Origin of the sequence: Massilia sp. IC2-476, from assembly GCF_020707295.1 — a bacterium.
Classification (GTDB): Bacteria; Pseudomonadota; Gammaproteobacteria; order Burkholderiales; family Burkholderiaceae_D; genus Telluria.
Map to the genome: position 1 here is coordinate 239703 of NZ_JAJFER010000004.1, position 20042 is coordinate 259744.

Here is a 20042-nt window from a genome sequence, read left to right on the forward strand (position 1 = left end):
CATGAATCTGATCGAAGGCATCGACCGCAAGCTGGACCAGCTGGCCGCGCAAAGCCTCACACGCCGCCTGCGCGTGGCCGACAGCCCCTGCGCGCCGCGCCAGGTCGTCGATGGCCGCCCCATGCTGGCCTTCTGCAGCAACGACTACCTGGGCCTGGCCTCGCACCCGGCCGTGATCGCCGCCCTGCAGGAGGGAGCGGAACGTTACGGCGCCGGCAGCGGCGCCTCGCACCTCGTCAGTGGCCACAGCCGCGCCCATGCGTTGCTGGAAGAACGCTTCGCCGAGTGGCTGTCCCCTTACATCGACAAGGCGCGCGCCCTCTACCTGTGCACCGGTTACATGGCCAACCTGGCCGTGCTCACCGCGCTGGGCCAGGATGCCGACGCCATGATCTTCTCCGAAGCGCTGAACCACGCCTCGCTGATCGACGGCGCGCGCCTGGCCCGGGCCGGCGTGAGCGTCTACCCGCACGGCAACGTCGCCGCGCTGGAACAGCAGCTGATCAGCAGCAGCGCGGCCACGAAGATCGTCGTCACCGACAGCGTGTTCAGCATGGATGGCAACCTGGCGCCGCTCCCCGAATTGCTGGCCCTGTGCGAGCGCCACGGCGCCTGGCTGGTGGTGGACGACGCCCACGGTTTCGGTGTGCTGGGTGAGACCGGACGCGGTGCGCTGGAACACTTCGGGCTGCGTTCGCCCAACCTGGTCTACATCGGCACCCTCGGCAAGGCGGCCGGCGTGGGCGGCGCCTTCATCGCGGCGCACGCCAGCGTGATCGAATTGCTTACCCAGCGCGCCCGCCCCTACATCTACACCACGGCCGCGCCGCCGGCGCTGGCGCACGCGCTGCAGGCCAGCCTTGATATCATCGGCGGCAAGGAAGGCGAAGAGCGCCGCGCCCACCTGGCTGCGCTGGTCGGGCACCTGCAGGATGCGCTGCGCCCGCAACGCTGGCAGCTGCTGGCCTCGAACACTGCGATCCAGCCGCTGATCATCGGCAGCAACGACGATGCGCTGCACGTGGCCGCCGCTTTGCACGAGCAGGGACTGTGGGTACCGGCGATCCGTCCGCCCACCGTGGCGGCGGGCACCGCACGCCTGCGCATCACGCTGTCTGCGGCGCACACCCATGAGGAGGTCGCGCAACTGGCGCGTGCGCTGAACGAACTGGAGAGGGCCATCGCATGAACAACCTGAACGAACCGGACCAGCCGCTGGCATTGACGCCCATCGTCACCGCGCCAGCGCCTGCCACGGCCGGCGCCGCGGTGGAGGAGCCGAAGCCGGAAGCGCTCGCGGTGGAGAGCGTACCCTCGCGCTTCTGCTGCTTCGTCACCGGCACCGACACCGAGATCGGCAAGACCCTGGTGTCCGCCGCCATCCTGCACAAGCTGGCCGCAAGCGGCCGCCGCGCCTGCGGCATGAAGCCGGTGGCGGCCGGCGCGGAACTCATCGACGGCGAATTGCACAACGAGGACGCCGACATGCTGCGCGCCGCCGGCAACGTGCACCTGCCAATCAACATCACCACGCCCTTCCTGCTGAAGGAGCCGGCCGCGCCGCACATCGCCGCCGCCCTCGAAGGCGTGACTATCGAAGCGGTGCCGATCCTGGCCGCCTATACCGAAATCCACGCGGCCTCGGATGCCGTCGTGGTCGAGGGCGTCGGTGGATTCCGCGTGCCCTTCAACGACGACTTCGACAGCGCCGACCTGGCCACGCAGCTCAACCTGCCGGTGATCCTGGTGGTGGGCCTGCGCCTGGGCTGCATCAGCCACGCCCTGCTCACGGTGGAAGCCATCGTGGCGCGCGGCCTGGTGCTGGCTGGCTGGGTCGCCAACACGGTCGACCCGAACATGCGCTTCATGGTTGACAACATCGAAGCGCTGGAACAACGCATTCCGGCGCCGCTGCTGGGCCACGTGCCCCGCCTGGAAAACCCGACGGCACAAGCCGCCGCCGAATATATCGATCTCGCGGGACTGCCGGGCTGGCATTCCCCGCGCGTCCAGACCTAAGGAAAACCAAGATGTCCCAACCGAATACCATTGCCTTGCATCGTCCCGTCGCCATCAAGCAGCCGGACAACGTCACCTGGCCGCTGGCCGACGTGCTGGCCCTGTTCGAGCTGCCCTTCAATGATCTGATGTTCCGTGCGCAGCAGGCGCATCGCGCCAACTTCCCGGACGGCGACGTCGAACTGGCGACGCTCCTGTCGATCAAGACCGGCGGCTGCGAAGAAGACTGCGGCTACTGCCCGCAGGCCGCACGCTACGACACCGGCGTGGAAGCCAAGAAGATCCTCGACCTCGACACCGTGCTCGACGCTGCGCGCCAGGCCAAGGCCAGCGGCGCCACCCGCTTCTGCATGGGCGCTGCCTGGCGCAGCCCGAAGGAACGCGATATGGAAAAGGTCGAAACCATGGTGCGCGAAGTGAAGGCGCTCGGCATGGAAACCTGCGCCACCCTCGGCATGCTCGAAGAAGGACAGGCGGAACAGCTCAAGCGCGCCGGCCTGGACTACTACAACCACAACATCGACACCGCCCCGGACTTCTACAACAACGTGATCTCGACCCGCGAGTACCAGGACCGCCTGGATACGCTTGGCCGCGTGCGCAGCGCCGGCCTGAAGGTCTGCTGCGGCGGCATCGTGGGCATGGGCGAGACGCGTGAACAGCGCGCCGGCCTGATCGCCCAGCTGGCCAACCTGAACCCGTATCCGGAGTCGGTCCCGGTCAACCACCTGGTGCAGGTCGAGGGCACCCCGCTGCACGGCGTCGAGAAACTCGATCCGATCGAATTCGTGCGCACCATCGCCGTGGCCCGCATCACCATGCCGCAGGCGCGCGTGCGCCTGTCGGCCGGCCGCCGCGAGCTGGGCGAAGCGGTGCAGGCGATGTGCTTCATGGCCGGCGCCAACTCGATCTTCTACGGCGACAAGCTGCTCACCACCGGCAACCCGGAGGCGGACGACGACCGCGTGCTGCTCGAGAAGCTGGGCCTGAAGACCCGCGCTGCCACGCTGGAATCGGCGCCGAAGGCTGCCTGCGGCTGCTAATTAAGCGAGTACGGCCGGGGAGACACGGCCGTTGATTGAACTGACAACCAAAAGCGAAAGACAAACGCATGTTCACCAAGATCCTCATCGCCAACCGTGGCGAAATCGCCTGCCGTGTCGCCGCCACCGCGCGCCGCATGGGTATTCGCACCGTCGCCGTCTACTCGGAAGCCGATGCGGGCGCAAAACACGTGGCGGTCTGCGATGAGGCGGTCCTGATCGGCCCTAGTGCGGCGAAGGACAGCTACCTGCGCGGCCAGAAGATCATCGAGGTGGCCAAGGCGACGGGCGCCCAGGCGATCCATCCGGGCTACGGCTTCCTGTCCGAGAACGCGGAATTCGTCGAAGCCGTGCAGGCCGCAGGGCTGGTCTTCATTGGCCCGCCGGGTTCCTCGATGCGGGCGATGGGCTCGAAGTCGGCCGCCAAGCAGCTGATGGAAGGCGCCAACGTGCCGCTGGTGCCGGGCTACCACGGCGACAATCAGGACCCCGCCTTCTTGCGCGACCAGGCCGACCGCATCGGCTATCCGGTGCTGTTGAAAGCCAGCGCCGGCGGCGGCGGCAAGGGCATGCGCGTGGTCGAGCGCTCGGAAGATTTCGAGGCCGCGCTGGCCTCGTGCAAGCGCGAGGCGATCAGTTCCTTCGGCGACGACAAGGTGCTGGTCGAGAAATACCTGATCCGTCCGCGCCACATCGAGATCCAGGTGTTCGCCGACACCCATGGCAACTGCGTCTACCTGCACGAGCGCGACTGCTCGGTGCAGCGCCGCCACCAGAAGGTGCTGGAAGAAGCGCCGGCCCCGGGCATGAGCCAGGACCGCCGCGCCGCCATGGGCGAAGCGGCCGTGAATGCCGCGCGCGCGGTCGGCTACGTGGGCGCCGGCACGGTGGAATTCATCGCCAACCAGGACGGTTCCTTCTACTTCATGGAGATGAACACCCGCCTGCAGGTGGAGCACCCGGTCACCGAAATGATCACCGGCACCGACCTGGTCGAGTGGCAGCTGCGCGTGGCCGCCGGCCAGCCGCTGCCGAAGAAGCAGCACGAGCTGGCCATCCACGGCCATGCGATCGAAGCGCGCGTGTATGCCGAGAATCCGGAGAAGGGCTTCCTGCCGTCGATCGGCACGCTGCGCCACATGGATACGCCGCTTGCTGTCGAATTCCAGCTAGGCGCTGATGGGACCAACCCGGCCGCCGTACGCGTCGACTCGGGCGTGCGCGAAGGCGATGCGATTTCGCCCTTCTACGACCCGATGATCGCCAAACTGATCGTCTGGGGCGCCGACCGTACCCAGGCCCTGGCGCGCCTGTCGCAGGCCCTGGCGGAGTTCCAGATCGTCGGCCTGGCGACCAACATCGCCTTCCTGAAACGCCTGGTCGAAGGTGAAGCCTTCTCCACGGCCGACCTGGACACCGGCCTGATCGAGCGCCACGGCGCCACCCTGTTCCCGGCAGCGACTGCCGCGCCGCTGGGCGCCCTGGCCCTGGCCGCACTGGCGCTCAGCAGCGGCGAAACCGTGCGCGGCGCGACCAATCCGGCCGATCCGTGGGCCCAGGCGCGTGGCTGGCGCATGAACAGCGCCTACCGCCGCGTGCTCTCGTTCGGCGATGAGTTCAGCGGCGAAACCGGCTACCAGGTCGGCCTGACCTATGGCCAGCACGGCTGGGAAATCGACGCCAACGGCGAGCGCCAGCCGCTCGAACTGGTGCGCCACGAGGGCGCGGAACTGAGCATTCGCCTGGGCGACACCTCGCTGCACGGCAGCGTGCGCCGCGACGGCGATATGTTCCACGTGTTCACGGGTGGCCGCCATTACACGCTGGCGTACAATGACCCGATGGCGCATGCGGGAGAAGCGGAGACCGCGGGCGGACGCCTCACGGCGCCGATGCCGGGTAAAGTAGTGGCTGTACTGGCCTCGTCCGGCAAGGAAGTCAAGAAGGGCGAGCCGCTGGTCATCATGGAAGCGATGAAGATGGAGCACACGATTTCCGCGCCGAGCGACGGCCTGGTCGAAGAAGTGCTGTACCAGGTGGGCGACCAGGTGGCGGATGGAGCGCCGCTGCTGGCTTTCAAGGCGGCTTAATACAACGATAAAAAAACCAAGGAGGGGACATGCGGATACTCCTGTACCGGGGAGACGGCGTGATCGAGCCGTGGGCGCGCGAGTTCGCGTCCGTCATGCCGCAGGTGGAGACCGTCGCATGGAAGGAGGGCGTGGCCCTGCCGCCCTGCGACTACGCGGTACTGTGGAGCCCCACCCCGGCCCTGCTGGACCAGCTTGCGCACGTGCGCGCAATCTTCCTGATGGGCGCGGGCGTCGACGCCCTGCTCAAGCTGGGCGAGGCGCTGCCGCCGGTACCGATCGTGCGCCTGGGCGACGCCGGCATGGGCGTGCAGATGGCGGAATACGTGGCGCACGCCGTGCTGCGCTATTACCGCCACTTCGACGATTACGAACAACAGGCGCGCCACGGCGTCTGGGATCCGCTGCCGCTCACGCCCAAGGACGAATTCGCGGTCGGGATCATGGGGCTCGGCAGGCTCGGCCTGCCGGTGGTCGAGGCGATGCGCCTGTTCGGCTTCCCGGTGCGCGGCTGGAGCCGCACGCCCAAGGACATCCCGGGCGTCGAATGCTTCCACGGCACAGAGGGCCTGGATGCCTTCCTGCGCGGCACCCGCGTGCTGGTCTGCATGCTGCCGCTCACGCCGGATACCGCCAACCTGCTCGACCGCCACAACCTGGGCAAGCTGCAGCAGGGCGCGTATCTGATCAACGTCTCGCGCGGCGCCATCCTGGCCGAGCCCGACCTGATGACGCTGATCCGCTCCGGCCACATCGCCGGCGCCACGCTCGACGTGTTCCGCCACGAGCCGCTGCCGGCGCCGCACCCGTTCTGGAACGAGCCGCGCATCAGCATCACCCCGCATATCTCGGCGCTTACCGTGCGCCATGACGCCGTGCTCCAGATCGCAGACAAAATCGCGAAACTGGAGAGCGGCCAACCCGTCGGCGACATCGTCGACCGCGATCTAGGATATTGATAGAAATGAACGAGCAAGCCAGCCTGCCGAAGAAGGTCAAGATCGTCGAAGTGGGGCCGCGCGACGGCCTGCAGAACGAGAAAGAGGCGCTGTCCGCCGCGGTGAAGATCGAACTGGTGAACCGGCTCGCGCGCGCGGGTTTTCCGAATGTCGAAGCAGCCTCCTTCGTCTCGCCCAAGTGGGTGCCCCAGATGGCCACCAGTGCGGAAGTCATGGCCGGCATCGAACGCCTGCCGGGCACCATCTATTCGGCGCTGACGCCCAACATGCAGGGTTTCGAGGCAGCGTTGGCCGCCAGGGCGGATGAAGTCGTGATCTTCGGCTCGGCCTCGGAAGCCTTCTCGCAAAAGAACATCAACTGCTCGATCGCCGAATCGATCGCGCGCTTCGAGCCGGTAGCCAAGGCGGCCAAGGCCAATGGCCTGCGCCTGCGCGGCTCGATCAGCACGGCCTTCGGCTGCCCCTACCAGGGCGAGGTGCCGTTGGAGAGCGTAGCCGATGTGGTGCGCCGCATGCGCGACCTCGGTTGCGACGAGATCGACATCGCCGACACCATCGGCGTTTCGACCGCACGCAAGACCCAGGCCGTGATGCTGGCGGCAAGCCGCGAATTCCCGCTGCAGCAGCTGTCGGGCCACTTCCACGATACCTATGGCCAGGCGCTCGCGAATATCTACGCGGCGATGGAAGTCGGCGTGGCGATTTTCCACTCGTCCGTTTCGGGCCTGGGCGGCTGCCCGTATGCGAAGGGCGCCACCGGCAACGTCGCGACCGAGGATGTGCTCTACCTGATGAACGGCCTCGGCATCGAGACCGGCATCGACCTCGACCAGGTGGTGGATGCGGGACAATTCATTTCGCAGGCGCTGGGCCGCAAGGGTGCGAGCCGGGCCGGGAATGCACTGCTCGCCAAGCGCGCGGGTTGATCCACATGCGGCCGGCAATGCCGGTCGTCCAGAACGAAAAAAGCCGACAGTTTTCACTGTCGGCTTTTTCCTTAATGCTGGTCGGAGTACAAGGATTCGAACCTTGGACCCTCTGGTCCCAAACCAGATGCGCTACCGGGCTGCGCTACACTCCGAGAAGAAGAATCATACCGCTCCCGGCTGATCTGGTCAAGGTTTAAGGGGAAAATAAGCCAGCGTGTGGCATTCTTCGACAATGATCAAGCAGGAAACATTGTGAGTTTCGCAGCAGCGTACGGCGACAACACCGTCGGGAGTCGAGGGAACAGGCGCTTCCTCGTGGGCATCGGCGTATCCGTCGTGTTGCACGTGATGCTGATGCTGGCCTACCGCGGCCATGTCCCGGCCCTGCCTGCGCTGGAACCCGAACCGTCCGCGCCGATCGCCGTGCGCATCCTGCCCCCGCCTCCACCGCCGGCGCCACCGCGCGTGGAGCCAAAGCCCCAGCCGCGCGCCGAGCCCGCCGCACCACGCCCTGCCCGCCCATCGACGCCGAAACCAGTCATCGCCTTTCCTGCCTCGCCGCAACAGGAGGCATCACCGGATAGCTTCAGCGTGCAGCAAGCCGAGGAACCTGCACCGAGCGAGGCGCCCCAGTTCGACATCAATGCCGCCAGGCAAACGGCACGGCAACTGGCAAGTCAGACCAAGCTCGGCCGTGAAGGAAATGCGAACGCGCAATTCCCCGATCCGCCGCTGGAAACCGAAACGAAAGCCGCCCGCGCCATCAACAAGGCCAAGCGCCGCGACTGCAAGGACGGCGTACCGGGAGGCTTGCTGGCGCCCCTATTCCTCATGATGGACAAGAAGGACCACGGCTGCAAGTGGTAAGCCTCACACCCCCTGTTTTCGCTTCAGGTAGCCGTGCATGTCGAGCCAGCGTGCGAAGTCCTCGAACCAGCCGGTGCTGGTGGTCGGCTTCCGGTACATGCCGAAGCCGTGGCCGCCCTGCTCGTAGAGGTGGAACTCCACCGGACGCTTGGCGGCGCGCCAGCTGTCGACCAGGCCGTAGCCGGTATTGCCGAACAAGGGATCGTCTGCGGCAAGCGCGATGAACAGCGGCGGCGCGTCAGGCGCTGCCTTCATCGGCGCCAGCGGGCCGTAGATGTTGGCGATGAAGGCAGGTCTGGCGTCCTGCCCATGCAGCGTGGTCGCCATCGTCAGCATCGCGCCGGCGGAGAAGCCGACCATACCGATACGGTCGGGATCCACCCGCCACTCCGCGGCACGCGAGCGCACGAGCGCAAAGGCGGCGCGCGCATCGGCGATCTGGGGCGCCAGGGTCACGGCGGGATCCTGCTGCGAAGCTCGGCGGGCCCCCTCCGCGCCCGCCGAGAACATCTGCGCCATCGAGCGCGCGAATGCGCCCATGTCCTGCGGTGTCTGGTTGAGACGGTACTTCAGCACGAAGGCCGCCACGCCCTTGTCGGCAAGGGCCCGGGCCACGTCCCATCCCTCGTTGTTCATCGACAGCGTACGGAAGCCGCCGCCCGGCGCGACGATCACCGCGGCACCGGTCGCCTTCCCTGGGACCGGCAGGAAGGGCGTCAGCGTGGCCAGGGTGACGTTGCGGGCGAACACACTGCCGTACTGGCTGTGCCAGCTCTCCTGCGCACTCGCACCTGGCAGCTCGCTGGTCCCCAGCACGATCGCGTTCGGTTGGGCCGGAATCGCGATCGGCGTCATTTTGTCGTCCTGAGCCATTACCGGCGCAGTCAAGGCGCAGCCCAAGCCGACTACTCCAGCAGCAAGGCCCATGCGGATTGTTCTCATCATGTATGTCCCCTCTCCAAGTGATTACTGCTCCAGCGCTGCGTCAGCACAATGGTTGCGCTAACATTCTACGGCAGGAACTTATCAAGGGGCCAATAAATTGAAGACGCCGCGAAAGAGGCTCGCCTGAGGGCTTGATTACTCGCCCTTGATCTGCAGGGCGCGCTCATACAGCGCGTTCTTCTTGCGTCCGGTGATCTGCGCAGCCAGGTTGGCCGCCTGCTTGACCGAACATTCGGTCAGCAAAATCTGCAGGATGCGCTCCGCTTCCGCATCCTGCGCGTCCGTCTCCAGGGTCGCCCCTTCCACCAGCACCACGAACTCACCGCGCTCGCGGTGCTGGTCGGCCGTGACCCAGGCCCGTGCCTCGCTCAGCGGGCAGCGGTGCACTTCTTCGAACATCTTGCTCAGCTCGCGCGCGAACACCACCTGGCGGGTCGGCTCGAACACGCTCATCAAGCCGTCGACGCAATCGACGATGCGGTGCGGCGCTTCGTAGATGACGAGGGTCGAGGTTTCGCGCGCGAGCTCGGCCAGTGCGCTTTCGCGCTGCTTGGATTTTGCCGGCAGGAAGCCGACGAAATGGAAGCGGTCATTCACCAGTCCGCTTGCCGACAGGGCCGCGATCGCCGCCGACGGTCCCGGCAGCGGCACCACGTTCAGGCCTGCTGCGCGCACGGCATCGACGATGCGCGCACCCGGGTCGGATACGGCAGGCGTGCCGGCATCCGACACCAGGGCCACGCGCTGGCCGCCCTGCAGGCGCTCGACGATCTTGTCCGCGACTTCACGTTCGTTGTGCATGTGGGCGGCGATGGTCTGCTTCGACAGGCCGAAGCGCTGCAGCAGGGCGCCGGTCTTGCGCGTGTCCTCGCAGGCCACGACATCGGCGAGCGCCAGCAGGTGCAATGCGCGCAGCGTGATGTCGGTGACGTTGCCGATCGGTGTAGCCACGACATACAGCGTTGCGGTAGGATAGGACTGCTGGGCCGCTTCGCCCATGACGGGAAGCCGGGCGATGTCGATGGTCTGCTGTTCTGTCATAAGGGGTTCCGATGCTGAAGAAAAAGAATATCCGGGCGCTGCTGCCAACTGCCGCATTCGGCCTGCTTGCGGCCGCATTGTCTGCTTGCAGTAGCACACCTTTGCCGCCCGACACCGGCTGCGGCGTACCGGGCGGATTGTGCGCGCCCGCCGCGACGAGTGCAAGTCCGCCGCCTGCCGAACCCAGCTATACACCCCCGCCGCCGGCCGCTCCCGTCCAAACCAATCCCATCGAGATCCTGCCGCCAACCGGTAGCCGTCCCCTCGCCGCCGACCTCAATCCTTCCGGCGCCCGCATCGCCCTGCTGCTGCCCCTGCAATCCGACGCGCTCGCGCAACCGGCCGAAGCAGTGCGCGCCGGCTTCATGGCCGGCTACGAACGCGACCGCGGCGGCGTGACGGTCAACGTGATCCCTACCGGCGACTCCTCGCAGGCCACGCTCGACGCCTACGCACGCGCGGCCGAGCAGCACGACATCGTGGTCGGCCCGCTCGCGCGTCCGGCCGTGGCCGCACTGGCCACCAGCGGCGCCGTCACCCGGCCGACCATCGCCCTGAACCACCCGCAAACCAATGGACCACTGCCGCGCCAGATGCTGGTGGTCGGCCTGTCGCTCGAAGACGAAGCACGCCAGGTGGCCGACTGGGCCGCCGCGGAACAGCCGGGCGCCCGCGCCCTGGTGCTGACCGGCAAAGCCGCATGGCAGCAGCGCCTGTCGGGCGCCTTCACGGCGCGCTGGGCCCAGCTGGGCCTGAACAACATGGTCGTCGAGCTGCCCAGCAGCGACGGCTACGTCGATGCCAATGCCTTGGCCGAGCTGCGGTCGCGCATGCAGGTCGACCAGCCGCAGCTGGTGTTCGCCGCCCTCGACGCAGTGCAGCTGCGCCAGGTGCGCAGCGCCATCGGCACCTCGCTGCCGACCTACGGCACCGCCTCGATCAATCCGGGCCGCGATCCCGGGAGCGCCGCGCCGGAACTGGCCGGCGTGCGCATCCTCGACCTGCCCTGGGCCGTGCAGCCGGAACATCCGCTGGTGGCGAGCTATCCGCGCTGGGGCGATACCAGCAATGGCTACGATATGCAGCGCCTCTACGCGCTCGGCATCGACGCCTTCCGCATCGCACGCCAGCTGGCCCTGCGTCCCGACGGCGCCTTCGAGCTGGATGGCGTGACTGGGCGCTTGTCGGTGGACATGGGCGCCGGTGCGAGCGCCTTCCGCCGCGTCGAGACCGGCACCGTCTACCGCGACGGCGCCTTTGAAGCAGTCGCTTTCGGGCGCTGACATGTGGCCGCTGCGCCTGTCACTGCGGCAGGCCCAGGGCCGCGACTGGGAGCGGGCCGCTCTGCTCCACTTGAAACGCCACGGCCTGAAGCCGGTCGAAGAAAATTTCCGCTGCAAGGGCGGAGAAATCGACCTGGTCATGCGCGATGGCGATATCCTGGTGTTCGTCGAGGTGCGCCAGCGCGCCGGCAACGACTACGGCGGCGCGGCCGCCAGCATCACCCCCGCCAAGATCCGCCGCCTGGTGCGTGCGGCGCAGGTGTACCTGTTGCGTTTTCCCGTCACACCACCCTGCCGCTTCGACGTCGTCGCCATTGATGGCGACCGTCTCGAATGGCTCAAGGATGTGATTAACTGATCAATTTGCCAAGCAGCCTCGCCGGCCGCCCTCAGCGGCCCCTTGAAATGTAAGCAATTTTTACGGTGGTTGCCCGAGCTGGGTTGCCACTGCACTATAATTCCCGGCTATGAATACTCAACGCATCCTCGCTCACTTCCAGGAGAGCGCCGATCTCAAGATGAAGTCGGCAGCTGCCCTGGCACAACCCATTTCGCAGGCCGTGGAACTGATGTTCCATGCCCTGTCCAACGGCAACAAGATCCTGGCTTGCGGCAATGGCGGTTCCGCCGCCGACTGCCAGCACTTTGCTGCCGAGCTCGTCGGGCGCTTCGAGCGCGAGCGCTTCCCACTGCCGGCGATCGCCCTGACCACCGACACCTCGATCATGACGGCGGTCGGCAACGACTACAGCTTCAAGGAGATCTTCTCGAAGCAGGTGCAGGCCTTCGGCCAGGCAGGCGACATCCTGCTGGCGATCTCGACTTCCGGCAATTCGGCCAACGTGCTGGCCGCGGTCGAGGCGGCGCTCGAGCGCGAGATGCGCATCGTCGCCTTTACCGGCAAGGACGGCGGCGCGCTGGCCAAGCTGCTGACCGACGCCGACATCCACATCAACGTGCCCCACGCACGCACCGCGCGCATCCAGGAAGTCCACCTGTGCGCGATTCACTGCATCTGCGACGGCATCGACGTCGCACTGTTCGGAGGAGAAGAGGAATGACCAACATGCGCCCGCTGGCCGGCCTGCTGTCGAAAATCGTACTGGGTACCGCACTGGCGGCTTCGCTGTCGGGCTGCGTCGCCATGGCCGTGGGTGGCGTCGCCACCGCCGCCCTGTCGGCGAATGACCGCCGCACCATCGGCATGCAGACCGAGGACAAGGCGATCAACGTCAAGGCCGAGATCAAGATGCAGCAGCTCACCGGCGAGAACGGCCACATCAACGTCACCAGCTACAACCGCAAGGTGCTGCTGACCGGCGAAGTGCGCGACGAAGCCATGAAGCAGGCGGCCGAGCGCGAAGTGCGCGCGATCGACAACGTGGTCTCGGTGATCAACGAACTGGAAATCGCCGGTCCGTCGAGCTACACCTCGCGTTCCAGCGACGCCCTGATCACCACCAAGGTCAAGGCCAGCCTGGTCGACAAGAAAACCATCTCGGCCACCTCGGTGAAAGTCACCACCGAGCGCGGCGTGGTCTACCTGCAGGGTCTCGTCACCCCGCGCGAAGGCAATATCGCCGCCGACGTCGCCAAGGGCGTGGCAGGTGTTACCCGCGTCGTCAAGATCTTCGAGTACATCGCCGAGGAAGACCCGCGCGCCAACCAGGCTGCACCAAGCCAGAGCTAAGCTTCAAGGGCAGGACTGCGGTCCTGCCGTTTTTTTATCCGCATCCGCCATGACCTCTTCCAAACCCTCACGTCCCTGGATCAAGCCGGCCGCCGCCTGTGCGCTGGTGCTGGCGCTGGGCGGCATCGGCTACACCGCCTTCAACCAGGGCACGCCGGCGCCGAACGTCACCTTCATCAGCATCAGCGGCGACAAGATCAGTACCGAGTCCCTGCGCGGCAAGGTGGTGATGGTAAACTTCTGGGCGACTTCCTGCGTCACCTGCGTCAAGGAGATGCCGCAGATGGTCGAGACCTATAACAAGTACAAGGGACAGGGCCTGGAGTTCGTGGCGGTGGCAATGCAGTACGACCCGCCCAACTACGTGCTGAACTTCACCGAGACGCGCAAGCTGCCGTTCAAGGTGGCAATCGACTCGGCCGGCGACATCGCCAAACAGTTCGGCGACGTCAGCCTGACCCCGACCACCTTCGTGATCGACAAGAACGGCAAGATCATCAAGCAGTACGTCGGCGAGCCGGATTTCCCGACCCTGCACAAGCTGCTCGAGAAAGAGCTGGCCTCTTAAGCCTTCGCTTATTTGGGATAGAGAATCATTTGCGTGCAGCGGAACAAGGCGATGGTCTTGCCGCTGTCCTTGTCCGTGACCGTCGCATCCCAGACCTGGGTGGTGCGGCCCAGGTGCGCGGCGGTCGCCACCACGGCGATGGTGCCCTGGCGCGCAGTGCCCAGGTGATTCGATTTCAGTTCGATGGTGGTGAAGTTGTTGGCGCCTTCCGGCAGGTGGGCAACGCAAGCGTAACCGGCCGCGGTATCGGCCAGCGTGACCACGCTGCCGGCATGCAGGTAGCCGTTCGGGGCCAGCAGCTGGGGCGTGATCGGCAGCTCGGCGCAGACACGCCCTTCAGCCACTTCGGTGATCTGGATGCCGAGGTGGCCGGGGAGGAAGGACTTGCCGAATTCGTTGAAGGATTCTGGGGTGTATTTCGGGTTCACGGTGTTGTCGCTTTGATGGCAAAAGCGGGATCGTACACTGTGCGTCAATATCGTGCAGGCTTGGGTTAGTGGCTGAGCGACGGAATTGGGTTCCGGCCTTCGCCGGAACGACGTGCTTAGGCGAGTGGCCACAACAGTCGGACTTGACCTCTAGCCTCAAGACCGTCATCCCGGCGCTGGCGGGAATAATGCCACTGGCATTATTCCCTCCAATTTCGCACCGCAGCCTCTAACGCCTGCGCTTGCCCCCACCCGAGGACCCGCCCCGCTGCCGCGCCGCCGCATTCTGCTGCTGCAGCATCGAATCGACCCGTTCCGACGCCTCGCGCGCCAGTTGTTGCGCCAGTTCGATGCTTGGAAAGTGTTCCGGCTCCCGGTAGCCCAGCCAGGCGTAGGCCGAGTACATGCGGCAGGTGTCCTCGACCTCCTGCAGGTTCATGTAATAGAGCTCCTGGGTAGGCGGCGCCAGCTTGCAGACCTTTTTCTTGGCCAGCGACAGCGCCCAATGCTCCCAGGCGCTCTGCAGCACCGGCACCCTGGTCGAGATCGGCACCAGGGACAGCATGAACTTCTCCGCCACCGACAACGGCAGCGTGTCGAGCCACTCGGCGCGCTCGTTCTGTTCTTCGGTGATGCGCGGGTAGAAGAAGCCGTCCGGCACGTCGATGTTGTGCACGAAGCGGCGCAGCAGTTTCACCAAGGAGGTTTCGCCCGTCACCGACGAGATGCGGTGCAGCTGCTCGAGTGAAGGCGCGACCGCGAAGCCGGTGGCGGCCACCGGCGGAATCTTTTCCTTCATGAGCGCGCGCATCACCTCGTGGGTGTCGTCGTCGTAGCCGGCGACGAAGCCTTCCTCGTGCACGCCGTAGCGCCCGGCGCGGCCGGCGATCTGCTTGGCCAGCGCGGCCGAGATTTCTTCTTCCTCGTAACCGTTGTACTTGACCGTCGTGGTCATCACGATGCGCGCGATCGGCATGTTCAGGCCCATCGCCAGCGCGTCGGTGCCGACCACGATGTCGGCCTGCCCTTCGCGGAAGCGCTCGGCCTGGGCGCGCCGCACTTCCGGCGAGAGGTTGCCGTACACGGTGGCCACCGACAGGCCCTTCTCGGTGATCATGTCGCGCCACATCAGCACATCGCGGCGCGAGAAAGCGATGACGGCATCGCCGCGCCGCAGGTTGCCGAGTTTGCGCACGGGCGACGGCTCCATCGCCAGCGGCGCCATGCGTTTCAGTACATGGACTTCCAGCGGCACCTCCAGGCGCTCGGCCAGGGCCTCGATCGCGCGCCGTGCTTCCGGGGCCCCGACCAGGAACACGGTGGCGGCCGGCGCGCCGCACACGGCGGCGGTCCAGGCGGCGCCGCGGTCGCGGTCGGCCAGCATCTGGATCTCGTCGATCACCGCCACCTCGACCGGCTTCTTCGTATCGAGCATCTCGACGGTGCTGGCGACGTGGGTCGCGCCTTCAGCGACACGGCGCTCTTCGCCGGTGATCAGGCTGACCTTGATCTCTTTGCCATGCGGGCGCGCCTCCTGCAGGCGCTCGTAGTTTTCCAGCGCCAGCAGGCGCAGCGGCGCGAGGTAGACGCCGCTCGCGGCCTTGGCCAGCGCTTCCATCGCGCGGTGGGTCTTGCCCGAATTGGTGGGACCGAGCAGGGCGACGAACTTGCGCTGCATCTTGCTGGCCACCTCGAAGGATTCCGGGTACTCGGCCAGGTTGATGCTTTCCTTGGTGCGCGCGGCGTGACGCTCTTCCTGCTCGCGCTCGACCGCGTGGGTCAGGCGCTGCGAGATGCGCTGGAAGACGTATTCGGCCGGTTCCGAGGTTTCCAGTTCGTCGAGCACGTGCAGGAACAGCATCGGGTCCCAGCCGAATTCGTCGGCTTCTTCGGCGATGTCGCGCACGAAGTCCTCGGCCTCGGTCTGCAGCTGCTCGATGGCGTCGGGGGTCGCGCGCTCTTCGAGCAGGTCGCGCCGTGCCAGCATGTCCATCTTGCGCCACTTGCTCGGCTTGGCCAGCACGCCGCGCGACGGCACCAGGCGGTAGGGCACGCGCAGGCCCTCGTAGCGCACCTCGCCCGAGAAACGCAGGAAGACGCGGCCTTCCATCTTGACCAGTTCGATGCCGCGTTCGGGGAAGTCGAGCTCGCGCTCGAGGAAGGCGTCGTCGCCGGTATCGCTATCGTTGTCGGATGGGTCGTTGCGGGGCTGGCTCATTGGCGGAAAGCTTGTCCTGTTGTTGTCACGGTTACCACTATAGCGCGGCGTGGCGCGGGCGCGCGCCCGCGAACGCCGCTGCCCTGGCGCGGGGCCCCTGGTCTTTCCTTGGACAAAAACCAACAGTCATTCAGGGCTTGCGAATGTTACTTGCCCGTAAGAAATTATTAAACTATAGTCTGTAGCTCACAAGCGAGCCGCTGTCGTGGGCTAACCGGATTATCACAATGAAAAACAACCGGATCGGCATCATTCTCGTCGTCTCCTCGCTGGCGGTGATCGCCCTGATCGTCGCCATGCTGCTGCAGCGCCAGCAGGCCGATGCGGCGGCGCAGATGCGGGTGCAGGGCCTGGCCACCATCCGTTCGCTGTCGGCCCTGCCGGCGCCGGTGCTGGTCCCGCGCGCAGGCCAGTACGGCGTGCTCGATTCGGTCCTGGCCAACGGCGGCCGCCGCGATTTCGCCTATGCCGCCGTCACCGATGCCAACGGGCGCAACCTGGCCGAAGTGGCCGGTCCCGGCGTGATCCTTCCTCCCGCTGTCCCGATGGCCGTCTCCGGCTTTGCCGAGCGCGCGCTTCCTGCCGCACCCGGCATGCCGGCCATCCGCGAATTCCATGGCCCGGTGGCTGACCCGGAAGGCGGACGCCTGCAGATCCGCGTCGGCTACTACGAGCCGCGCATCGCCGACGGCCTCAAGGACCTGCCTTTCTACGGCCTGGTGGCGCTGGCGGTGTTCCTGCTGGTGCCCCTCATCTACCTGGTCATCAAGCGCGAGATGGCGCCGCTGGCGAAACTCGGCGAGCAGTTGCACACCCTTGCCGGCGCCCAGGGCGCGGCTGCGGCGCCGGTGCCCGCTACGCGCGAACAGGACGTGCGCGGCCTGGCGCTGGAACTGAACACCTACCTCGACCAGGCCGGCCGCCGCATCCGCGAGCTGGAAGAGTCGAGCGTGGCCAACCTGGCCAGCGGTCGTCTGCTCGAGTACACGACCAACAAGATGCAGGCCATGCTGCACTGCCAGCCCGACGGCCTGCTGGCCCTCGATCCGGGCGGCGACATCACCTTCGCCACCGCCAAGCTCGAGCCGCTGCTGGGCGTGCCGGTGACCGCCGTGCTGACCCAGCCGGTCGACACCTGGTGCGAGGACGCCGAGCTGCGCGCGGTGCTGCAACGCCTGCGCAGCGGCGCGGCCGACACCCGGCGCCCGCAGAACTTCGAGTTCGAACCGGTACGCGTGCCCGGCAAGCGCCTGCACGCCAGCGTTTCGCCGCTGCAGGCGGCCGGTGGCGCCGTCTCCTTCGGCAGCCTGGTGGTGCTGCGCGACGTCACCGCCGAACACCTGGCGCGCGCCGCCGGCAACGACTTCGTCGCCCACGTTTCGCATGAACTGAAGTCGCCCCTGAACGTGCTGGCCATGTACGGCGAGCTGCTGGCCGATCCGGGAACCGCCCCGGACGAGCGCATCGAGGCGGTCAACGTGGTGCAGGACCAGATCGAGCGCATGACGTCCCTGGTGAACAACCTGCTCAACGTGAGCAAGCTCGAAATGGGCACGGTGCGCCCCGAGCGCCACCGCGTCAAGCTGCACGAACTGCTGCACGACACCTGGCAGCAGGCGCAGCCGCGCGCCCACCAGAAGCACGTCAAGCTCGAGCTGCAGGTGCCGCACGATATCCCGGCGGTCTCGATTGACAAGGACCTGTTCCGCATCGCGCTCAATAACCTGGTCGGCAATGCGATCAAGTACAACGATGCCGGCGGCAGCGTGGTGCTGTCGGCCGAGGAAGGCGACAGCGACGTGGTGATCACGGTGCGCGACACCGGCATCGGCATGGCGCCTGACGACCAGGCGCGCGTCACCGAGAAGTTCTACCGCGTGCCCGAGACCGGCCCGAACCAGCGCGGCGGCCATGGCCTGGGCCTGTACCTGGCCAACCAGATCGTTGAACTGCACCATGGCCGCCTGAGCCTGGAAAGCCAGCCCGGCCAGGGCAGTACCTTCTCCATCCACCTCAAGAAGATGCCTTCGCTCGCCGAAAGCGCCAACGTCCTATGAGCAAGCGCAGCATCCTGATCGTCGACGACGAAGCGCACGTCATCCGCGTACTGCGCCTGATGCTCGAGCGCGAAGGCTATCGCGTCCTGTGCGCCGGCGATGGCGCCGAGGCGCTGGCGCTGATGGCGGATGCGCGCCCCGATGCCCTGATCAGCGATATCCAGATGGCAGGCATGAACGGACGCGAGCTGTGCACTGCGGTGCGCGAACGCTGGCCCGACGAGCACTTCCCGATCCTGGTCATGACCTCGATGACCGCGGCCGACGAACGCGCCTGGGTGCGCGCACTGCCGAAGGTCGAATTCCTGGAAAAGCCCCTGAGCCCGCGCCAGCTGGTGGCGCGCCTGGCCGATCACTTCAATGCCCGCGAAGGCGGGCCGGAGACCCAGCATGCAAGCTGATACCCTGAGCGAGCTCGATTACAACCGTTACGCACGCTGGCTGCGCCGCGTCAGCGGTACCGACTACGACCTGGCCGTGGTCGGCAGCGGCGGCGCCGTCGCCTGGACCAGCCTGTCGGGCTCAAACATGGCCGACTGGCTGGCGGCACTGGGCGCAAGCGGCTTCGCCTGGTCCTGCGTCGGCGAGGGCATGCAGCGCCACGACGCGCCTGACGCCACCCTGCTCTACCTGCCGGTGCGCGCGCACGGCTTCCTGGCGGTGCGGGTCGCGGCCGGCGAACCGGATGCCGGCTGGGACCTGCTGGCCGAAACGCTCGAAGACATCGCCGCCGGCATCGCCGACGACCTGGCGTCCAAGACCGAACTCGATGCGATGGCGCTCGAGCTGTCGGAACGCTACGAAGAGCTACACCTGGTGTACGCGATCGACAAGCAGGTGCAGCAGCTGGAGCCGGGCGTCGACCTGTTCCAGCGCTTGCTGGAAAGCTGGGCCGTGCACATGGACTGCGACGTTGCCGCTTTTGTGAAGCCAGGCGAGAACCTGTGCGTGCATGCGACCAACCTGTCGGCCCCGATCCACAACCTGGACCTGGTGCTGGTCGAGATGCGCGGCGACCTGTACCGCTTCGCGCATTCTTCGCGCGCCTCGATCGTGATCAACGACACCAACGATCCGCGCCGCGCCTACATCTTCACCGACCTGCCCTACAAGCTGCTGTGCTGCCCGGTGATCCACAACCGCAGCGTGGTGGCGATCCTGGTGCTGGCCAACCACCTGGCCAAGCCCGACTTCTCGAACAGCGACCGCAAGCTGGGCGAGCTGCTCGCCAACCAGCTCTCCAGCCTGTCGCGCATGTACGGCATGCTGACCGAGACCAGCCGCTTCAACGAGCAGATGGCCAACGCCCTGATCGAAGCGGTGGAAGCGAAGGACCCGTACACCCGCGGCCACTCCGAGCGGGTGCACTACATCTCGATGCAGATCGGCGCCGCCATGGGACTGGGCAGCCGCGATACCGACGACCTGTTCTGGGGTTCGCTCCTGCACGACGTCGGCAAGATCGGCATTCCCGATGCGGTGCTGTGCAAACCAGGCCGCCTCACGCAGGACGAGTACACCTTCATCATGGTGCACCCGGAGCGCAGCTACGAGATCCTGCGCCACATCGACCGCCTCAAGGGGGCGGTGCCGGGCGCACGCCACCACCAGGAAAAATGGGACGGCACCGGCTACCCGCATGGGCTGCAGGGCACCGACATTCCGCTGCTGGCGCGCATCATCGCAGTGGCCGACACCTACGACTCGATCACCAGCTCGCGCGCTTACCGCGCCGGGCGCAGCCACGAGGTGGCGATGGCCGAGATCGCGCGCGTGTCCGGCAAACAGCTCGACCCGAACGTCGTGCGTGTGCTGGAGGAAATCTGCGCGCTCGAACCGGAGTGGATCGCACGCTTCAACATCCAGCGCGAGCGCGCTTCCGCGGCTGCCTGAGATGCGCGACGA

The 20042-nt window shown here is 66.6% G+C and carries 19 protein-coding genes and 1 tRNA gene; 15 read left to right on the forward strand and 5 right to left on the reverse strand.

Annotated features, from left to right (window positions below):
- Position 1 precedes the first annotated feature (1 nt).
- The 6 genes from bioF (at position 2) to LK539_RS13025 (ending at position 7037) form a co-directional block, all read left to right on the forward strand.
- Positions 2–1189, forward strand: a complete 1188-nt coding sequence (bioF, locus tag LK539_RS13000; RefSeq protein WP_227801343.1) for an 8-amino-7-oxononanoate synthase — start codon at positions 2–4, stop codon at positions 1187–1189.
- The gene (gene bioD / locus LK539_RS13005) at positions 1186–2019 is read left to right on the forward strand and encodes a dethiobiotin synthase (RefSeq protein ID WP_227801344.1); all 834 of its coding nucleotides are present in this window, start codon (positions 1186–1188) and stop codon (positions 2017–2019) included. The genes bioF and bioD overlap by 4 nt, the downstream gene beginning before the upstream one ends.
- Before the next feature lie 11 nt (positions 2020–2030).
- Positions 2031–3062, forward strand: a complete 1032-nt coding sequence (bioB, locus tag LK539_RS13010; protein WP_227801345.1) for a biotin synthase BioB — start codon at positions 2031–2033, stop codon at positions 3060–3062.
- Between the two features lie 68 nt (positions 3063–3130).
- Positions 3131–5152 (forward strand): acetyl/propionyl/methylcrotonyl-CoA carboxylase subunit alpha, encoded by a 2022-nt coding sequence (locus LK539_RS13015; protein ID WP_227801346.1) that lies wholly within the window; start codon positions 3131–3133, stop codon positions 5150–5152.
- 29 nt (positions 5153–5181) lie between these two features.
- A complete protein-coding gene (locus LK539_RS13020) occupies positions 5182–6111 on the forward strand; it encodes a glyoxylate/hydroxypyruvate reductase A (protein ID WP_227801347.1) in 930 nt (309 codons plus the stop codon).
- A 5-nt stretch (positions 6112–6116) separates the two neighbouring features.
- Positions 6117–7037 carry a hydroxymethylglutaryl-CoA lyase gene (locus LK539_RS13025; RefSeq protein ID WP_227801348.1) on the forward strand — a complete coding sequence of 307 codons (921 nt, stop codon included), beginning with the start codon at positions 6117–6119 and terminating at the stop codon, positions 7035–7037.
- Between the two features lie 78 nt (positions 7038–7115).
- Here LK539_RS13025 and LK539_RS13030 read toward each other — a convergent pair.
- Positions 7116–7192: transfer RNA gene (locus tag LK539_RS13030), tRNA-Pro, on the reverse strand.
- Positions 7193–7292: 100 nt separating this feature from the next.
- Between LK539_RS13030 and LK539_RS13035 the strand changes: the two genes are divergently transcribed.
- Positions 7293–7907 (forward strand): hypothetical protein, encoded by a 615-nt coding sequence (locus tag LK539_RS13035; RefSeq protein ID WP_227801349.1) that lies wholly within the window; start codon positions 7293–7295, stop codon positions 7905–7907.
- Positions 7908–7910: 3 nt separating this feature from the next.
- On the opposite strand, the gene LK539_RS13040 is transcribed toward LK539_RS13035, so the two are convergent.
- The gene (locus LK539_RS13040; RefSeq protein WP_227801350.1) at positions 7911–8762 is read right to left on the reverse strand and encodes an alpha/beta hydrolase; all 852 of its coding nucleotides are present in this window, start codon (positions 8760–8762) and stop codon (positions 7911–7913) included.
- A gap of 225 nt (positions 8763–8987) precedes the next feature.
- Entirely contained in the window at positions 8988–9893 is a 906-nt protein-coding gene (rsmI, locus tag LK539_RS13045; protein WP_227801351.1) for a 16S rRNA (cytidine(1402)-2'-O)-methyltransferase, read from the reverse strand.
- 11 nt (positions 9894–9904) lie between these two features.
- On the opposite strand from rsmI, the gene LK539_RS13050 reads away from it, so the two are divergent.
- From LK539_RS13050 to LK539_RS13070, 5 genes are all read left to right on the forward strand, one after another.
- On the forward strand, positions 9905–11176 hold the full coding sequence (locus tag LK539_RS13050; protein ID WP_227801352.1) for a penicillin-binding protein activator: 1272 nt from the start codon (positions 9905–9907) through the stop codon (positions 11174–11176).
- 1 nt (position 11177) lies between these two features.
- Entirely contained in the window at positions 11178–11534 is a 357-nt protein-coding gene (locus LK539_RS13055; RefSeq protein WP_227801353.1) for a YraN family protein, read from the forward strand.
- 109 nt (positions 11535–11643) lie between these two features.
- Positions 11644–12237, forward strand: a complete 594-nt coding sequence (locus tag LK539_RS13060) for a phosphoheptose isomerase (protein ID WP_227801354.1) — start codon at positions 11644–11646, stop codon at positions 12235–12237.
- Positions 12234–12866, forward strand: coding sequence for a BON domain-containing protein (locus LK539_RS13065; protein ID WP_227801355.1), 633 nt, complete (start codon positions 12234–12236; stop codon positions 12864–12866). The genes LK539_RS13060 and LK539_RS13065 overlap by 4 nt, the downstream gene beginning before the upstream one ends.
- 49 nt (positions 12867–12915) lie before the next feature.
- On the forward strand, positions 12916–13434 hold the full coding sequence (locus tag LK539_RS13070) for a TlpA disulfide reductase family protein (RefSeq protein ID WP_227801356.1): 519 nt from the start codon (positions 12916–12918) through the stop codon (positions 13432–13434).
- Positions 13435–13442: 8 nt separating this feature from the next.
- Here the strand turns inward: LK539_RS13070 and LK539_RS13075 are convergent, their stop codons facing one another.
- Together LK539_RS13075 and LK539_RS13080 are read right to left on the reverse strand one after the other, a co-directional pair.
- Positions 13443–13862, reverse strand: a complete 420-nt coding sequence (locus LK539_RS13075; RefSeq protein ID WP_227801357.1) for a hotdog fold thioesterase — start codon at positions 13860–13862, stop codon at positions 13443–13445.
- 229 nt (positions 13863–14091) lie between these two features.
- A complete protein-coding gene (locus tag LK539_RS13080; RefSeq protein ID WP_227801358.1) occupies positions 14092–16080 on the reverse strand; it encodes a helicase-related protein in 1989 nt (662 codons plus the stop codon).
- Between the two features lie 227 nt (positions 16081–16307).
- Here LK539_RS13080 and LK539_RS13085 point away from each other — a divergent pair, with 227 nt between their 5' ends.
- From LK539_RS13085 to LK539_RS13095, 3 genes are read left to right on the forward strand one after another with little or no spacing between them, the layout of a single operon-like run.
- On the forward strand, positions 16308–18137 hold the full coding sequence (locus LK539_RS13085) for an ATP-binding protein (protein ID WP_227801359.1): 1830 nt from the start codon (positions 16308–16310) through the stop codon (positions 18135–18137).
- Positions 18134–18538, forward strand: coding sequence for a response regulator (locus LK539_RS13090; RefSeq protein ID WP_227801360.1), 405 nt, complete (start codon positions 18134–18136; stop codon positions 18536–18538). Before LK539_RS13085 ends, LK539_RS13090 begins: the two co-directional genes overlap by 4 nt.
- Positions 18528–20030: an HD domain-containing phosphohydrolase gene (locus tag LK539_RS13095; protein ID WP_227801361.1), complete on the forward strand. Its 1503-nt coding sequence runs from the start codon at positions 18528–18530 to the stop codon at positions 20028–20030. Before LK539_RS13090 ends, LK539_RS13095 begins: the two co-directional genes overlap by 11 nt.
- Positions 20031–20042 lie beyond the last annotated feature (12 nt).

Coding starts and splice junctions, on each gene's coding strand:
- bioF (WP_227801343.1), top strand. CDS start 2: ATGAATCTGATCGAAGGCATCGACCGCAAGCTGGACCAGCTGGCCGCG.
- bioD (WP_227801344.1), top strand. CDS start 1,186: ATGAACAACCTGAACGAACCGGACCAGCCGCTGGCATTGACGCCCATC.
- bioB (WP_227801345.1), top strand. CDS start 2,031: ATGTCCCAACCGAATACCATTGCCTTGCATCGTCCCGTCGCCATCAAG.
- LK539_RS13015 (WP_227801346.1), top strand. CDS start 3,131: ATGTTCACCAAGATCCTCATCGCCAACCGTGGCGAAATCGCCTGCCGT.
- LK539_RS13020 (WP_227801347.1), top strand. CDS start 5,182: ATGCGGATACTCCTGTACCGGGGAGACGGCGTGATCGAGCCGTGGGCG.
- LK539_RS13025 (WP_227801348.1), top strand. CDS start 6,117: ATGAACGAGCAAGCCAGCCTGCCGAAGAAGGTCAAGATCGTCGAAGTG.
- LK539_RS13040 (WP_227801350.1), bottom strand. CDS start 8,762: ATGACGCCGATCGCGATTCCGGCCCAACCGAACGCGATCGTGCTGGGG.
- rsmI (WP_227801351.1), bottom strand. CDS start 9,893: ATGACAGAACAGCAGACCATCGACATCGCCCGGCTTCCCGTCATGGGC.
- LK539_RS13050 (WP_227801352.1), top strand. CDS start 9,905: ATGCTGAAGAAAAAGAATATCCGGGCGCTGCTGCCAACTGCCGCATTC.
- LK539_RS13055 (WP_227801353.1), top strand. CDS start 11,178: ATGTGGCCGCTGCGCCTGTCACTGCGGCAGGCCCAGGGCCGCGACTGG.
- LK539_RS13060 (WP_227801354.1), top strand. CDS start 11,644: ATGAATACTCAACGCATCCTCGCTCACTTCCAGGAGAGCGCCGATCTC.
- LK539_RS13065 (WP_227801355.1), top strand. CDS start 12,234: ATGACCAACATGCGCCCGCTGGCCGGCCTGCTGTCGAAAATCGTACTG.
- LK539_RS13070 (WP_227801356.1), top strand. CDS start 12,916: ATGACCTCTTCCAAACCCTCACGTCCCTGGATCAAGCCGGCCGCCGCC.
- LK539_RS13080 (WP_227801358.1), bottom strand. CDS start 16,080: ATGAGCCAGCCCCGCAACGACCCATCCGACAACGATAGCGATACCGGC.
- LK539_RS13085 (WP_227801359.1), top strand. CDS start 16,308: ATGAAAAACAACCGGATCGGCATCATTCTCGTCGTCTCCTCGCTGGCG.
- LK539_RS13090 (WP_227801360.1), top strand. CDS start 18,134: ATGAGCAAGCGCAGCATCCTGATCGTCGACGACGAAGCGCACGTCATC.
- LK539_RS13095 (WP_227801361.1), top strand. CDS start 18,528: ATGCAAGCTGATACCCTGAGCGAGCTCGATTACAACCGTTACGCACGC.